The 16,440-nt window shown below is 34.8% G+C and carries 12 protein-coding genes and 5 tRNA genes; 15 read left to right on the forward strand and 2 right to left on the reverse strand.

Annotated elements, in window-relative coordinates:
• From CF599_RS16240 to fabV, 3 genes are all read left to right on the forward strand, one after another.
• On the forward strand, positions 1 to 318 hold a 318-nt coding region (locus CF599_RS16240), incomplete at its 5' end, for a type IX secretion system membrane protein PorP/SprF (RefSeq protein WP_121967029.1).
• 353 nt (positions 319 to 671) lie between these two features.
• Complete coding sequence (locus CF599_RS16245) at positions 672 to 2,711, forward strand: OmpA family protein (protein WP_121967030.1); 2,040 nt, start codon at positions 672 to 674, stop codon at positions 2,709 to 2,711.
• Positions 2,712 to 2,915: 204 nt separating this feature from the next.
• Complete coding sequence (gene fabV / locus CF599_RS16250) at positions 2,916 to 4,109, forward strand: enoyl-ACP reductase FabV (protein WP_121967031.1); 1,194 nt, start codon at positions 2,916 to 2,918, stop codon at positions 4,107 to 4,109.
• Between the two features lie 221 nt (positions 4,110 to 4,330).
• Here fabV and CF599_RS16255 read toward each other — a convergent pair whose 3' ends face one another.
• Positions 4,331 to 6,769: an ATP-binding protein gene (locus tag CF599_RS16255; RefSeq protein ID WP_121967032.1), complete on the reverse strand. Its 2,439-nt coding sequence runs from the start codon at positions 6,767 to 6,769 to the stop codon at positions 4,331 to 4,333.
• 396 nt (positions 6,770 to 7,165) lie between these two features.
• Here CF599_RS16255 and CF599_RS16260 point away from each other — a divergent pair, with 396 nt between their 5' ends.
• On the forward strand, positions 7,166 to 7,990 hold the full coding sequence (locus CF599_RS16260) for a hypothetical protein (RefSeq protein ID WP_121967033.1): 825 nt from the start codon (positions 7,166 to 7,168) through the stop codon (positions 7,988 to 7,990).
• A 60-nt stretch (positions 7,991 to 8,050) separates the two neighbouring features.
• Here the strand turns inward: CF599_RS16260 and CF599_RS16265 are convergent, their stop codons facing one another.
• On the reverse strand, positions 8,051 to 9,190 hold the full coding sequence (locus tag CF599_RS16265; protein ID WP_121967034.1) for an acyl-CoA dehydrogenase family protein: 1,140 nt from the start codon (positions 9,188 to 9,190) through the stop codon (positions 8,051 to 8,053).
• 97 nt (positions 9,191 to 9,287) lie between these two features.
• Here CF599_RS16265 and CF599_RS16270 point away from each other — a divergent pair, with 97 nt between their 5' ends.
• The 11 genes from CF599_RS16270 to CF599_RS16320 all read left to right on the forward strand — a co-directional run.
• Entirely contained in the window at positions 9,288 to 10,376 is a 1,089-nt protein-coding gene (locus CF599_RS16270) for an anhydro-N-acetylmuramic acid kinase (RefSeq protein WP_121967035.1), read from the forward strand.
• Positions 10,377 to 10,586: 210 nt separating this feature from the next.
• Complete coding sequence (locus CF599_RS16275; protein ID WP_121967036.1) at positions 10,587 to 11,306, forward strand: MotA/TolQ/ExbB proton channel family protein; 720 nt, start codon at positions 10,587 to 10,589, stop codon at positions 11,304 to 11,306.
• Positions 11,306 to 11,701, forward strand: coding sequence for a biopolymer transporter ExbD (locus tag CF599_RS16280; protein ID WP_121967037.1), 396 nt, complete (start codon positions 11,306 to 11,308; stop codon positions 11,699 to 11,701). Before CF599_RS16275 ends, CF599_RS16280 begins: the two co-directional genes overlap by 1 nt.
• 2 nt (positions 11,702 to 11,703) lie before the next feature.
• On the forward strand, positions 11,704 to 12,525 hold the full coding sequence (locus CF599_RS16285; protein WP_121967038.1) for an energy transducer TonB: 822 nt from the start codon (positions 11,704 to 11,706) through the stop codon (positions 12,523 to 12,525).
• 42 nt (positions 12,526 to 12,567) lie between these two features.
• Positions 12,568 to 13,785, forward strand: coding sequence for a folylpolyglutamate synthase/dihydrofolate synthase family protein (locus CF599_RS16290; RefSeq protein ID WP_121967039.1), 1,218 nt, complete (start codon positions 12,568 to 12,570; stop codon positions 13,783 to 13,785).
• Between the two features lie 93 nt (positions 13,786 to 13,878).
• A tRNA-Val gene (locus CF599_RS16295) sits at positions 13,879 to 13,956 on the forward strand.
• A gap of 43 nt (positions 13,957 to 13,999) precedes the next feature.
• Positions 14,000 to 14,077, forward strand: a tRNA-Val gene (locus CF599_RS16300).
• A 27-nt stretch (positions 14,078 to 14,104) separates the two neighbouring features.
• Positions 14,105 to 14,179: transfer RNA gene (locus CF599_RS16305), tRNA-Val, on the forward strand.
• A gap of 29 nt (positions 14,180 to 14,208) precedes the next feature.
• Positions 14,209 to 14,283, forward strand: a tRNA-Val gene (locus tag CF599_RS16310).
• Between the two features lie 30 nt (positions 14,284 to 14,313).
• A tRNA-Val gene (locus tag CF599_RS16315) sits at positions 14,314 to 14,388 on the forward strand.
• Positions 14,389 to 15,571: 1,183 nt separating this feature from the next.
• The coding region (locus CF599_RS16320; protein ID WP_254050340.1) for a DUF6266 family protein at positions 15,572 to 16,440 on the forward strand (869 nt) is incomplete at its 3' end.

Raw genomic sequence — 16,440 nt, forward strand, 5'->3', positions numbered from 1 at the left:
TATGTCTTTGATTTGAATCCAAGTTTGAAATTCAAGCCTGCATTTTTAGTTAAGACGGTATCAGGAGCTCCTGTGCAAGTAGATTTAACAGCAAATTTCTTAATAGTAGAAAGAGTTACCTTAGGAGCAGCTTATAGAATGGATGCAGGATTTAGTGCATTAGCAGGATTCCAAGTTAATGATGGTTTGTTTATAGGTTATGCTTATGATGCTGATACTTCTAAGTTAGCTAGATTTAATTCTGGATCACATGAGGTATTCTTGAGATTTGATTTGTTTAATAAATACAATAAAGTTACGACAGCTCGTTTCTTCTAGAAATGATAAAAGTGTAGTGTTTTTGGATACTTGTGATTAATTTTATTAAATAATAAAATTAATTATAAAAAAAGAAAATATTTTATTTAAAAAATGCTGTTTCTGTATTTGTTAACTTGTTAAATTAAGGAATACTTTGTTGTAATAGTGATTTGTTTTTTGGTAATAAAAGTTTTTATGCTAATTGCAGTGCTGAATAGGTAAAAAGTATTTATTCTTGCATATAGTTTTGATTATTTTCTTTTTTGTATAAATTTGTGTCAATGATTCTAAAATGTGATTTTTTCAAAAAATATATTTAAGAATTAGTAGAAAGATAACTAGCTTGGTAAAAAAAGTACATCTAATATATTATGAAAAAAAATATTTACAAGATAGGGATAGTAGCTCTATTGGGAATGTTTTCTAGTGTTGGATTCGCTCAAAGTTCTTATGAAAAGAAAGCGAATGCTCAGATAGAAAGTATGGCCTATGCTGATGCTATTAAGACCTATGAGAAGATGCTTTCAAAAGGTCAGAAGGGGACAGAGGTTCTTTCTAATCTAGCAAAAGCTTACTATGAGAATGGGTTGTATTTAGAGGCTAACCATTGGTACAGTAAGTTATATGAAAATATAAAGACTCCAGGTGAGATTAGTGATGTTGATGCATATTTCAGATATGTTCAAACTATTAGAACAACTGGTGATTATATTTTAGCTAATGCAAAGATGGATTTGCTTGCTGAAAAAGCGCCTGAAGATGGAAGAATAAAAAAGTATCTAAGTGATCCAAATTACTTAGAAGAGGTTAATACAAATAGAGATGGTTATAGAATAAAACTACTTAATAGTGTTAATACAGGTGGATCTGAATATGGATCTGCATTATATAAAGGAAACATTGTTTATGCTTCTTCTTCTAATAAAAAGGGAAAACATAAGAAAATCCATAGTTGGACAAATGACCCATTTACAAAATTATATTCTGCACCTGTAAGAATTGATGGTTACGTTGGAGATGTTAAGCCATTTGCTAAAAAATTGGAAGGTAATTTTAATGAGGCAAATGCTATTTTTACTGCTGATTCTCGTGCAATGATTTTCTCAAGTAATAATAGAGGAGATAGTAAGGTTCGTTATTCTGATGGTACTTTATTAGTTAATCTTTATAGAGCTTATAATTTAGGAGGAGATAAATGGGGAGATGTTGAGAAATTAAGCATAAATGTTGAAAATGCAAGTACTGCATCACCAGCTTTAACTCCAGATCAAGATTGGATGTATTTTGCTTCTGATAGACCTGGAGGATATGGACAATCTGATTTATATAGAGTAAGATTGTTTAGAGATGGTACGATGGGAACACCTGAAAATCTTGGTAATAAAGTGAATACTGAAGGAAGAGAAAGTTTTCCTTTTGTAAGTTCTGATAATGTACTGTATTTTGCTTCAGACGGTCATCCTGGTTTAGGAGGATTAGATTTATATGGTGTTCAAATATATGATGACGGATCATTTGGAGAGGTAGTTAATTTAGGTAACTCAATTAATAGTCCTTATGATGATTTCGCTATGTATCTTGATCCAGAAGCTAAGTTTGGTTTCATTACATCTAACAGACCTAACGGTAATGGTAAAGATGATCTTTATTATGTAAGAATGAAAATGGGTACAGAGCTTAATGTAGCTCAAGAAATTAGAGGTAAGGTTACTGATAAAGGAACTAAACGCCCTATTCTAGATTCATTCATTTTCTTATATGATAGTAAACATAGAATGATTGAAGAAGTTGAAGCTGATAAGCGTGGTGAATATGTTTTCAAAGATGTTAAGGTAAATAGAGATTACTACGTAGCTGTTAAAGCTAATGGATATAAATCAGAAGAAGTTTCTGTGGAAGATATCGATAGAAATGACGTACGTATAGTAGATTTCGAATTAGAGAGAACTAAAGGTGGTCTACCAAGTTATACTGATTATCCTACTATTGATGTGAATGAAGGATATAATAGACCTGATAGAGGTGAGAATCCTAGAGAAGTTAATTTAGGTGATCATATTGGTTTAGCTCCTATTTATTTCAATAATGATAGTTCTATCATTAGAAGTGATGCTCAGTTAGAGTTATCTAAAGTAGCATCAGTAATGATGACTAATCCTGGATTAAAATTAGAAGTACGTTCATATACATCTAGTGTTGGTCCTGATGATTATAACTTAAGACTGTCAGAACGTCGTGCAGATCAAACAGTTGATTGGTTAGTTCGTCAAGGAGTTAATAGATTGAGATTAAAAGGTGTGGGATATGGAGAGAAAGGAATTAAGAACGGATGTGTAAACAACGTACCTTGTAGTGAAAGAGATCACCAAGTAAATAGAAGAAGTGAATTTATTATCACTAATTTAAAATAATCAAAAAAAGGTTGGAACTTAGTTCCAACCTTTTTTATTTGTAGTAATCTGTAGTTTTAGATAGTTGCTCTATGTCTTATATTTTAATAGTTATTGACTAGCTTTTTGAGAAGGTTAATTTGTAATAATAAATGTGTATTGCTTTGATAAATTGCGTAATTTGCAACTTGGTTTAAATTCAACTAAAGTAGAAAAAGATTTATAATGATTATACAACCTAGAACTAGAGGATTTATTTGCTTAACTTCTCATCCTGAAGGATGTGCGGAAAATGTTAAGAAGCAAATTGAGTATGTTAAGTCTAAAGGACAAATTGTAAACGGACCTAAAAAGGTATTAGTAATTGGGGCTTCTACAGGGTTTGGATTAGCTTCACGTATTTCTGCGGCTTTTGGTTCAGATGCTGCAACTATAGGAGTGTTTTTTGAAAAACCAGGTACTGAGGGTAGACCAGCTACTGCAGGATGGTATAACTCTGCTGCATTCGAAGATCAAGCTAATGCTGCAGGTCTTTATGCAAAAAGTATTAATGGTGATGCTTTTTCTGATGAAATAAAGAAAGAAACTATTGAGTTAATCAAGAAAGACTTAGGTCAAATTGATTTAGTCGTTTATAGTTTAGCGTCTCCACGTAGAACTCATCCTAAAACGGGTGTTGCTTATGCTTCAGTCCTAAAACCTATCGGACAAACATTTACAAATAAAACTGTAGATTTCCATACAGGTATAGTTACAGATATTAGCATTGAGCCTGTGAAGGAACAAAGTGATATAGATAACACTATCGCTGTTATGGGAGGTGAAGATTGGAAATTCTGGATGGAAGATCTTAAAGCAGCTGGTGTACTAGCTGAAGGTGTTAAGACAGTTGCTTATTCTTATATAGGACCTGAATTAACATACCCTATTTATAGAAACGGTACTATCGGTATGGCTAAGAATGATTTAGAAGCTACTGTAGCTGTAATTAACGATATGCTTAAAGATATTAAAGGTGTATCTTATGTGTCTGTTAATAAAGCTTTAGTGACTCAATCAAGTTCAGCGATTCCTGTTGTTCCATTATATATCTCTTTATTATATAAAGTAATGAAAGAGAAAAATATTCACGAAGGATGTATTGAGCAAATGCAACGTTTATTTGCTGATCGTTTATTCGGTGGTGAACTTTCATTAGATACAGAAGGACGTATTCGCGTTGACGACTGGGAAATGAGAGAAGATGTTCAATCTGAAGTAGCTAAATTATGGGAAGAAGTTACATCAGATAACATCGATGCTATTTCTGACTTAGCAGGTTATAGAAGAGACTTCTTTAACTTGTTTGGATTTGAGTTTGATGGAATTGACTATAACTTAGAATCAAATGAATTAACTACAGTAAATAGTTTAAAATAATTCACTAGATATTTTATAATAAAAAAGCTCTTTAATTTAATTAAAGAGCTTTTTTTATCCCCTTAAATCTGCAGATAACGTTTAAACGAGAATGAATTGTACAGAACAGAGGAAGATTAAAGTACACTGTGGTGTGGTTTTAGAGCTAATTGAAGCTATGTAAAGTAGAATTAATTCGAAGTAAATGGTACTTGCGGGTTTAAGGGTATACCTATTATTCGTTAGAAATGATCAGCTTTGATCTGAGCTAATACACCATTTATATTTTCTTCTAATTGCTCGATGTATGCATTTAGTTCTTCTTGTGTACTAAATGTAATACTCTTATCCTCTAATTCTTCTAAGTTGTGTATCACAGCTTTTATCTCTAATTGTTTAAACATAGGAAGCATCTTGTGAGCGATATTACTTATTTGTTCTATATCAAACTCTTCCTTAGCATAATTCATATCCATTAAGTTCTCTTTAGTACTATCTATAAAGATCACAAGTAAGTTTCTAAGCGCATTGATATCATCTCCTATGAATTGAATAAGTGATCTAGTATTATATGAGGTCTCTTCACTATTAGTAGATTCTTGTGTATCTTCTTTATCTATAGTTATCAGGTCGAAGTTGATATTTAGAATCTTAGAGATTAAGATTAATAATTCTGTTAACTGCAACGGTTTAGGGTGTGCTGAAGCAAACCCCGCTTGTGTAAATTCCTCTAGCGATATATCTCTTTTTCCTGATAATGCGATAACAGGGGTATCTTTAAAGGCTGACTGTGTTTTTAGATAGTGAATAAGCTCAAATCCATCCATCTTAGGCATTTGGATATCACTAAGTATCATATCATAGTGTTCTTCGTTTAAAATGCTTTCTATCGTAGTAGGATCAAATGTTACAGTCACCTTGTTGAATAATGGAGATAGTATTTCTTCCATTAATTGCAACTGTACCTTATCATCATCAATAACAAGGATATTTGTTGATTTTAAATTTCTAAATACAGTTTGTAAATCTGTTGGCGCTATAACGATGTTCTCTTCTTCATTTGCTTCTATAATCGGAATAGTAAAGGTAAAAGTAGATCCTTCATTTAGAACACTTTCTACATAGATCTCCCCACCAAGTAATTCGATCATTCGCTTAGATATATTTAATCCTAGACCTGTACCTCCAAATTTCTTCTCTATCCCATCGTGCGCTTGTTGAAATTCTTTAAATATATTATCTGTTTGATTAGTAGCAATACCTATTCCTGAATCTGTAACTTGAAACTTAATAAAACCATGATCAGTAAATGCTTTGATAGACACTCCACCCTCTTGTGTAAATTTAATAGCATTGGTCACAAGATTAGTTAGTATCTGCTTTATACGATGCGGATCAGAAATAAAACTGCTGTTTAACGCTTCTTCAACTTCCCAGTTCAACTCTATATTTTTATTCGTAGCATTAGGCATTAATAAATAACACGTGTTTTCTATTAAAGTATTTGGGTTAAATGACTTCTGTTGAATGCTGATTTTGTTGTTTTCTAATCTAGAGAAATCGGTTAAGTCGTTTACTAAGTTGATGATATACTGAGAAGATGACTTTATATTGTGTACATACTGCTTCTGCTTATTGTCTAGATAAGTTTGATCTAACAAATCAGTAAAGCCAATTAGCCCCCCTAAAGGCGTCTGTAAATCGTGTGTCACAGTAGCTAGCAGCATTGATTTACTTCGTAGAAGTACCTCATTCTCTTTGTTCAGCTTTTCTAAGGCATCTCTATACTCCTGAGTCTGATTAATATCTCTAATGATAATCCATCCAAGTATTAAAACTACAATTAACGCAGTACCACCTATATATGCAATATTGGTAGACGCTGCACTAATACGAGATTTAGATTCATTAATCTTTTGATAAGAGAGTGCTAGAATGTTCTGTTCTACGTTTTGTAGAATCTCTCTTAGCTGATCAGTGATAATTTTGTTTTCTTTTAGCAGGCGTTGTTCTTGTATAAGTAGATTCTTCTGCTTATCGTTTATTTTAGCCTGTGTAGTGAGAAGGATGCGCTCCATTGCACTGATTAGTGAATCTGATACACTAGGGTAGTTTACCGTTGTTTTAATGGTATCGGTGTTGTCTCCTTTGAATAATCTAGACCAACCACTTCGTTTCTCTTTTTCTTTACTTTGGATAACGATAGGTTGTATGTTTTTCTCTATTTCCTCACGGATGTTATATATTTCAGAGAATGCCTCTGTATATCTATCTTCTGCAGTAAGATCTTTACGCGCTTTTATGATATTCTCAAAGCTGACTTTTTTACGAGATAGTAAGTCTATTACAGAATCTAGTTTTAAGACAATAACTCTATCCTGAACTTGTTTCTGTACTAGGTTTATTTGTTTAACGATAGTATCAAGCTCTCTGTAATAAAGCTTGATATCCTTACTATTGCCACTTAATATTGCTGTTCTACTATATGCCTCACTACTATAAAGATTATTGATAGCACTAGTTACTAAGAAGATTTTGTTATTCTCTTCTACCACGTGTTCTTCAGGGATAGTGAACTTCTTTGCTTCCTTATAGATATATCCACCAGAGAATATAGCAGCTACAAATAGCGTGAAGTATAGAAATAAGATCTTCGTTTTAATAGATTTAGGTGACTTCATTGATCAGTTTAATTTGCTGTAAAATTACAAAACAGAGTTGAATGATTTTGTTAAATAAGAATAGTCTTATAGAACTTTTAATTTAACTAACTTTCTCAAAGTATTTTTTATTAGTAACAAAACTACTATTTTGTTTTAATTTTAACTTTTTATTTGTATTTTTGAATATAGGGTTGTGCTTAAGTGTTGTGAATATTGGTTGTGTATTAAAATATATGAAAAAGAGAAGTGAAATTCTCACAATGTTTAATTCGTTTTTTTTGAAGAAAGACTTACTATTTATAGTAGGTCTTTTTTTTTGAGTATTGCGATTTTAGTGATAATTATATTGATTATAAGTTGATTACTAAAACGAATCCCTTTTTTTAGTAATTTTACAAAACACAAATAATAAAGATGGCTACAGTTAATCTATATAATCATAGTCCCTATCGCCCAAAGCAGAGCGATACAGCGATAATGCTTTACGCATTAGGGATAAGTATGCTCTTGTGTTTAGGTGGAGCTGTAGGAGCTACTGTGTTTACTTATCTTCAGAATAGAGAAGAGCTTTTTTGGGAAGGTGATGGATGTGACTTTGGTCCATATGATGTGTACTCTAACAACGACTTAGCAAATACTATACACGCATCATATCAATTTACCAGCTTTGAACTTGACTATGTACCTGTAGAAGAGATTCCATTAGGTCTAAATAATGAAGGACCAAAGGTCAAATTTAATAACCAACAACTTGCTGATATTACCCAAGAAGGAATAATAGGAGGCGATGTGATAAAAGATGAGATTGCTGTTGTTGAATCTTTTCCTAAGTTTAGTTCATTACAAGATCCTGTGGGGCCTGTGGACGTGGTAGTACCAGAGATAGAGGAAGTGTTTTATCCTGATATAGTTTGTGAGCGTCCATTCTATTCAAGAATAGTACCGGCTAGTCCTACTGAAGGAGAAGATGCTTTTAGAGCGTATGTAATGAGTATGATTAACTTAGATTACTATCTAAATAGAGGAGAAGAATATCTCTTTAATGTCAACTTCACAATAGGTATAGACGGAACATTATCAAATATTGTGATTCAAAGTGAACAAGGATATTTACCACCTCATGTAAAGAGTGATATAATCAAGGTGTTTAACACAATGCCTAAATGGCAACCCGCTTCGCAGAACGGAAGGTTTGTACCTACAACATTTAAATTACCCATAGTAGTGAATGTACAATAAATAAGAAAAGGCTATTAACTCTAAAAGTTAATAGCCTTTTTTATAAAGGTTGAGTTATGCTTATTTAGCAATAGCTCTTGAAATAACGATTTTTTGAATCTCAGAAGTACCTTCGTAGATTTGAGTGATCTTAGCATCACGCATCATTCTCTCTACGTGATATTCTCTAACATACCCATTACCTCCGTGGATTTGTACAGCTTCGATAGTTGTGTCCATTGCTGTTTTAGAAGCAAATAACTTAGCCATAGCACCAGATAATGAGATATCTTGACCTGCATCTTTCTCTACAGCTGCTTTAAAACATAACATTCTAGCTGCAGCGATTTGAGTAGCCATATCAGCTAATTTGAACGCAACTGCTTGGTGGTTGATGATCTCTGTTCCGAAAGCCTTACGCTCTTTAGCATATTTTAATGCAAGTTCGTAAGCTCCTTGAGCGATACCTAATGCTTGAGAAGCGATACCGATACGTCCTCCGTTTAATACATTCATAGCAAATGCAAAACCGAATCCGTCTTCTCCAATTCTATTTTCTTTAGGAACCTTAACATCTGTAAACATTAATGAATGTGTATCAGATCCTCTAATTCCCATCTTTTGTTCTTTTGCACCGATTTCAAATCCAGCCCATCCTTTTTCAACGATGAATGCATTGATACCTTTGTGTTTTTTCTCTACGTCAGTTTGAGCGATTACGATATAGTAGTCAGCTGTACTTCCGTTAGTGATCCAGTTTTTAGTACCATTAAGTAGATAGTGGTCACCCATATCTATTGCTGTCGTTTTTTGAGACGTAGCATCTGATCCAGCTTCAGGCTCTGATAAACAGAACGCTCCGATAACTTGACCTTGGGCTAATGGTGCTAAATATTTTTGTTTTTGTTCTTCACTTGCGTATTTCTCTAAACCAGCACACACTAATGAGTTGTTTACTGACATAACTACTGCAGCAGAAGCATCTACTTTAGCGATTTCTTCCATTGCTAATACGTAAGATACACTGTCTAATCCACTTCCTCCGTATTTAGGATCTACCATCATTCCTAAGAATCCAAGCTCTCCAAGTTTTTTAACTTGTTCTGTTGGGAACTTTGAATGTTCATCTCTTTCTATTACTCCAGGTAATAATTCTGTCTGAGCAAAGTCACGAGCAGCTTGTTGAATCATTAACTGCTCTTCTGTAAATTTAAAATCCATTTATAGTCTCTTAATTTTTTAGTTGTTCTATTTTTGTAGTTCTCAAATATAGTTGATTTAAAGCAATTATTCAATTAACATTATCTAATTTTATACGATGAAAAAATACCAATATAATATTATAGGAGTTATGTCAGGTACTTCGTTAGATGGTATAGACCTAGCTTACATCACATTTAATTGTGAAGATGACAAGTGGAGTTTCGAAGTGAATTGTACAGATACAGTAGGATATAGTGCAGAGTGGAGAGAACAGTTAAGAGGTGCTATTAGATTAGATAGCCAGCAGATAGAGATACTTGATCTTAGATATACAACATATTTAGCCGCTGTGATTAATAAATTTATCTCAGCTAATGATATACAGCATATAGACGCAGTGTGTTCTCACGGACATACCATCTTTCACAAGCCTGAATTAGGATATACATTACAAATAGGAAATATGCCTATTTTGGCTGATATGATACAGCAGAAAGTAGTCTGTGATTTTAGAGTTCAGGATGTATTACTAGGAGGACAAGGTGCACCATTAGTGCCTATTGGAGATCGTTTGTTGTTCAGTGAGTATGACGCTTGTCTTAATCTTGGAGGATTTGCTAATATCTCTTTTGAAGGTAAGTTAAACTATAGATTGGCTTATGATATCAGTGCTGTGAATACACTACTTAACGAACAGGTTAATAAACTTGGTTTAGAATATGACGATAAAGGAATGCTTGCTTCTAAAGGGCAAGTAAACACTGCTCTTCTATCCGAATTAAACGCGTTAGATTTTTATCAGCAGTCAGCGCCGAAGTCTTTAGGGATTGAGTTTCTTAATGCTTATGTAAATCCTATTCTGAATAAATATACCCTTTCTGTAGAGGATTATTTAGCCACACTAGTAGAACATATCGCTATACAGATAGCCTCAGGCATAGGCGTGGGAGTAGGACAACGTGTATTAGTGACCGGTGGTGGAGCTAAGAATGAATACCTAATTAATAGAATTAAGGCACACGCTATCGGTATTACATTTGATCGACCTACAGATGTCGTTATAGACTTTAAAGAGGCTATTATATTCGGATTCTTAGGCGTGTTAAAGCTTAGAGATGAAGTGAATGTACTTGCTAGTGTTACGGGAGCCAAATACGATCACAGTTCAGGTAAGATATACGACTACTTTCACAAGAACTATTAGTAAAATTGGGGCAAAAGGCGCTTAGTCTTTAAAATCATTATACCTTTGAACAGTTCTAATAAAATAGGGCATTCAGGGGATAACTATAATAAGGAAGAAAATCTATGTTTTTTTATCAATCTAGATATTAAACTTTCGTATTCTTCGTTATTATTTAGTAGATGCGTTATTAGGCTACAATTATTGAAAATTATAAAACTCAAATTATTTATGTTTCATTTCTTACAAGTGGATACAACAGCAGTAGCACAGAATTTATCAAATGCAGTAGATGCAACTAAAGGTGCTCCTAATAAAGAATTAGCGCCTAGCGAGATTATCTTTAGTGGTGGTCCTATCGGGCAGACCATTATGGTTATTATCTTTATTATGCTATTTATGGCTTTATATTTATACTTAGAGAGATTCTTTGCTATTCGCAATGCTTCTAAGATAGATGAGAATTTTATGACTCAAATCAAGATGTTTTTATCTCAAGGAAAAGTAGATCAAGCGAAAGTACTGTGTGCAAATACAGATACACCAGTGGCTCGTCTAATAGGTAAAGGTATCTCTAGAATAGGAAAACCGCTACAAGACATCAATATCGCTATCGAAAATACAGGTAAACTAGAAGTATATAAAATGGAGAAGAACATTAATCTTCTCGCTACATTATCAGGAGCAGGACCTATGACAGGGTTCTTAGGTACAGTAGTTGGTATGGTTATGGCGTTTCATGAGATGTCTACCGCTAGTTCAGCTCGTATAGATATGAGTGTGTTGTCAGAGGGGATATACACTGCGATGATGACTACTGTATTCGGATTGATAGTTGGTATTATTTCTTATGTAGGATATAACCATTTAGTGAGTAAGATCGATAAGATAGTACACCAGTTAGAGGCTAACGCAGTAGAGTTTTTAGACTTATTAAATGATCCTGCATAATGAATATAAGAGGAAGAAATAAAGTATCAGCAGAGTTTAATATGTCGTCTATGACAGACATCGTATTCTTATTGCTTATATTTTTTATGGTAGCGATGACTACGATGACTTCTACCAATGCGCTAGACCTAGTTTTGCCTAACTCAGATGGGAAGGCAGATGTAGTAGAGACAGTAGCAGTGAGCGTAGATGATCAGTCTAACTACTTTATAAATGAACAGAAGGTAACACCTGAAGAATTAGAAGGTGGACTAAAGAATAAACTAGCAGGAGTACTTGAGCCTAATGTAGTATTGCACGTAGCTAAAGGTGTTCCTGTAGAAGATGCAGTATTCGTTATGGATATCGCTTATCGCAATAGTTTTAAAATCGTATTGGCAGTAGAGCCTAAATAAGGATGAAGATATTACAAGCAGATAGTGAAAAAAAAGCTTTTGCAATTACTTCTACAGTTTTTGCAATACTTTTTCTATTGTTTTTCTTTTATAAAATTATTACTCCTGTCTCTGAGGAACAGCCTTTCTTATTAGGAGGGGAGATTGCTATTAATTTTGGTAATAGTGAAGTAGGGCGCGGGGATGTACAGCCTACAGAGCCCATCGCTATGGAGCCAGAACCTGAGCGTGCGGCTGCTGTGGAGACTAAGCCTACAGTAGAGCCTATCGTTACTCAGAATACGGTAGCTGTGCCTGTGGTCAAAAAGACAGAGGATAAACCGAAACCAAAAGAGGAATCTAAAAAAGAAGTAGTCAAGCCTAAACCTGATCCTAAGCCTAGTCAGAGTACATCTGATGCGTTGGCTAGTTTGATTAATGGGCCGAAGACTGCAGGTGAGAAATCAGAAGGACAAGGCAATTCAAATAAAGGAGGAGACCAAGGTAAGTTAGATGGAGATATGTATTCTAACTCTACTTACGGCAGTGGTAAAGGACAAGGAAGTGGTAGTGGTACGAGTTGGGGGCTGAATGGTCGTGCATTAGCGAATAGAGGGCAGGTAGTGCCTAACTGTAATGAGGTAGGTACCGTAGTCGTTGAGATTAGAGTAGATAAGAGTGGTAGAGTGATCTCAGCTCAACACACTAAGGGAACGACTAACTCAGCCAAATGCCTTACAGATGCAGCCATCGCTACTGCGAAGACTTTTAGATGGAAAGAAGATGATAAAGCACCTAACACACAAGTTGGGTTTATAGTAATTAATTTTAAAGTAGGGCAGTAAGAGCTTATTAGCTTAATCTCTAAGACCTATTTATATATAAGTATGAATTATCAAGAAACGTTAGAATGGATGTTTAATCAATTGCCAATGTATCAAATGCAAGGGGCAATTGCTTATAAAGCAGATTTATCAAATACAATTAAATTAGTTGATCACTTAGACAATCCTCAGGATAGTTTAAAGACTATACATATAGCAGGTACTAATGGCAAGGGATCAACATCATCAATGATTGCCTCTATATTACAAGAAGCCGGTTATAAAGTAGGATTGTATACTTCTCCGCATCTAAAGGATTTTAGAGAGCGCATTAAGATTAACGGAGTAGAGATAACAGAGTCATTCGTCGTGGAGTTTATCGCACGTAATAAGCCTTTCTTTGAAGAGAATTCTTTAAGCTTTTTTGAAATGACTGTAGGGATGTGCTTTGAGTATTTTAAACAGGAGCAGGTAGATGTGGCAGTTATAGAAGTAGGAATGGGTGGACGCCTTGATGCCACTAATGTGATTAATCCGTTGATTTCTGTTATTACTAATATAGGTAAAGACCACACCGCTTTTTTAGGAGATACACTAAGTGCTATCGCAGGTGAGAAAGCAGGTATCATTAAAGCAGGTGTTCCTGTAGTAATAGGAGAGTATAATGAACAGACTCAACCCGTATTTATAGCAAAGGCAAAAGAGCTGTCTGCAGATATTTACTTTGCTCAAGATACCTATAAAGACAATACTTTAGTATCCGATCTAAAAGGAGATTACCAAAAATCAAATATCAAAACAGTAAGACAGGCAATCGAATTACTGAGAAATACGTTTGTAATTACAGAGAATAATGAAGAGCAAGGGCTACTTCACGTAGTTGAGCACACCAAATTATTAGGTAGATGGCAAGTTTTAGGTGAGAATCCGAAGATAATTACAGACACTGCACATAATTCTCACGGGTTAACTATCGTGATGAATCAACTAAAACAAGAGAAATACGACAATTTGTACATTGTTTTTGGTGTAGTTAATGATAAAGATCTTGCTTCAATTCTTCCTTTGTTGCCAAAAGAGGCAAAATATTTTTTTGCAAAACCAGATAATTTAAGAGGGTTAGAACCGGAGATTTTAGCAGCTAAAGCAAGAGAGTTTGATCTGATAGGAGAGGTTTGTAGTTCAATTCCAAATGCTTACGCTAAAGCAAGGAGTGTAGCAGGTGCTGAAGACTTGATATACGTGGGGGGGAGCACATTTGTAGTAGCTGAAATTTTATAAAAAAAATATTAGAAAAAGCTTGCGAAGTTAAATCACAGTCGTATATTTGCACCCGTAATCAACAAACGATTACAACGTTCTTTAAAAGGAAATGGGCGATTAGCTCAGTTGGTTCAGAGCATCTCGTTTACACCGAGAGGGTCGGGGGTTCGAATCCCTCATCGCCCACCATTTTCAAAATATTGTTATTAAATCCAAATTTGTTTAAATACTTGGGCGATTAGCTCAGTTGGTTCAGAGCATCTCGTTTACACCGAGAGGGTCGGGGGTTCGAATCCCTCATCGCCCACCAGAATACCAAGTTATTTAGAATATTTTTGGGCGATTAGCTCAGTTGGTTCAGAGCATCTCGTTTACACCGAGAGGGTCGGGGGTTCGAATCCCTCATCGCCCACTAGAATATCTAGTTATTTAAATGCATTAGGGCAATTAGCTCAGTTGGTTCAGAGCATCTCGTTTACACCGAGAGGGTCGGGGGTTCGAATCCCTCATTGCCCACAAAACAAGTCTGTTTAATAATAATATTTTGGGCGATTAGCTCAGTTGGTTCAGAGCATCTCGTTTACACCGAGAGGGTCGGGGGTTCGAATCCCTCATCGCCCACATCATAAGCTTCACTATTTAGTGAAGCTTTTTTTTTGCTCTATATTCAAGTTAAGAACACTCTTGATGTAAGAGTATCATAGACACCTACACCCTCTTGTGTATATAATAAAAGAGGAGTATTTTGCATTTCCAAAATACCGTTGTTTACATCCTCATAGAGAATAGTCCTTAAGGTATAGACAACAAGAATACTATTCTACCTATCATCTAAACCATATTCCGCTCAGCGAAGTCTCCCGAATTCGTTTACCTATTTTAGTAACTATATTTATGCTCAATAATAGCGTGCTCAGCTTAAGAAGTAAGTATGCTATTTACAACGCATTTCCATACAGTAGCCATAATCGTAGAGTGTATTACATATGCCTATATAACACATCTAAGAATATTTTTATAACGCCATTGTTATGACAACACATAGATTGTAGTTACTATATATGGCTGACACTACACATTAATAAAAAACAACGATAGTTTTTTTTTAAAGATCCCTCATTACCCTCCTAAACCTGCTAATTTTATTAACACTCAATTTCTTTTTTTTGCTGAACAACTCCAATATTGGCCTAAAGCGGCAAATTGACAAAAAACATCCCTCATTTTTTTGAGCAACTATTTGTTGTAATGTATTGTTATTAAGTTGTTTATTCTTTTTTAGCTAAAAGGCTATTTTATCTCAAACACCTCTCAATCCCAATGAATATCAGTACTAATGCTAAGTTATTCGAAGATTGCTCGAGTATTAGCCGTAAATAGTGCAATAGAAAAGCTATTAGCGATGAATAGATGTCGTATTGATAGGTAATCTATGACTAGCTTAGGATTGAGATTAAGATGGAATTAGAGGTTGAGTACATAAAAAGGGGCTTTGATTTTTTTCATTTGAAATCGCTAAAACTAGCTCAACAGTGATGGATAGTGATTTTGTTGATTTTACTCAAATTTTCAATACTTCTTTGATTAGTTAAATAATTGTAATACTGTGTTTTATATCTTGTGATAAGAGAAAAAAGGAATATAGGAAGAGAAAACAGTGAACAGCAGCGCGGATTACAAATCACGCACTAGCGGGAACAGGAAAACGGGGAAGAGGCAACGGTAAGGGCGAATTGCAATTCGCCCCAACAAGCCAACAACATCACGACATCACAAAAAAACAACATCACAAAAAAACAAAAAAATGGCTGAAATTAAAGAAGGAATATTAGGAGGAGTACACGGTAAGGTAGGTACAGTAGTAGGATTTATGTGGAGGGGGAAATACTATATACGCTCAAGACCACGTAAATCACATAAACAAGCTACAGGAAAACAAGTGGCACAACGCAGTAAACTAGCTGTAGCCTCAGGCTTTGTGAGTAAGTTCAGAGAGTTTGTCAATGCGCATTATCCACCCGCTTTACTAAATGATAAAATGGCTTCAGGTAGAGAGCAGTTGATCTCTATGCTGATGAAGGAGGGAATGACTAATATAGAAGGAGAACCTTGTGTAGAGATAGCGAATGTATTAGTGTCAATGGGAAGCTTACCTCCTGCTGTGGTTAAGAAAGTAAATCAGCTAAAAACAGGGCGTATAAAAGTACTGTGGGATAACAGCATCACAAATATATTGGCAAAAAATACAGATAGACTATCTATCGTAGCTTATAGCGAGGAATTGCACAAAGTAGAAGTGATAGAATCAATCGCTAAGAGAGAGGATAAATATGTACACTTTGACTTACCTAAAGATTGGGTTGAGGGCAAGGTGCACTTCTGGAGCGTGTGGAAATCAGCAGATGGCAAACTTATCAGTACTAGTGCTTATCACGGCATGATAGAGGTCGTGAAAGGGGAGCAGGCTGCAGGGAACGGGGAACAGGTAAAAAGTGAACAGGAAAATTGGAAAGAGAAAAAAGGGAACGGCGAGCAGAAAAAAGATGAGCAGGTAACTGAAGACAAGGAGAGAAGTACTTCTTCTTCTTCTTCTTCTTCTTCTTCTTCTTCTTCTTCTTTAGAAAGTCCTGCTATTACAACTGAATCCTTAGAAAAAGTAAATACTACAGACAA

This window comes from Myroides sp. N17-2, from assembly GCF_002286775.1.
GTDB lineage: Bacteria > Bacteroidota > Bacteroidia > Flavobacteriales > Flavobacteriaceae > Flavobacterium.

Excerpts from the sequence above, each read along its gene's own strand:
- CF599_RS16245 (WP_121967030.1), top strand. The coding sequence starts at position 672 with ATGAAAAAAAATATTTACAAGATAGGGATAGTAGCTCTATTGGGAATG.
- fabV (WP_121967031.1), top strand. The coding sequence starts at position 2,916 with ATGATTATACAACCTAGAACTAGAGGATTTATTTGCTTAACTTCTCAT.
- CF599_RS16255 (WP_121967032.1), bottom strand. The coding sequence starts at position 6,769 with ATGAAGTCACCTAAATCTATTAAAACGAAGATCTTATTTCTATACTTC.
- CF599_RS16260 (WP_121967033.1), top strand. The coding sequence starts at position 7,166 with ATGGCTACAGTTAATCTATATAATCATAGTCCCTATCGCCCAAAGCAG.
- CF599_RS16265 (WP_121967034.1), bottom strand. The coding sequence starts at position 9,190 with ATGGATTTTAAATTTACAGAAGAGCAGTTAATGATTCAACAAGCTGCT.
- CF599_RS16270 (WP_121967035.1), top strand. The coding sequence starts at position 9,288 with ATGAAAAAATACCAATATAATATTATAGGAGTTATGTCAGGTACTTCG.
- CF599_RS16275 (WP_121967036.1), top strand. The coding sequence starts at position 10,587 with ATGTTTCATTTCTTACAAGTGGATACAACAGCAGTAGCACAGAATTTA.
- CF599_RS16280 (WP_121967037.1), top strand. The coding sequence starts at position 11,306 with ATGAATATAAGAGGAAGAAATAAAGTATCAGCAGAGTTTAATATGTCG.
- CF599_RS16285 (WP_121967038.1), top strand. The coding sequence starts at position 11,704 with ATGAAGATATTACAAGCAGATAGTGAAAAAAAAGCTTTTGCAATTACT.
- CF599_RS16290 (WP_121967039.1), top strand. The coding sequence starts at position 12,568 with ATGAATTATCAAGAAACGTTAGAATGGATGTTTAATCAATTGCCAATG.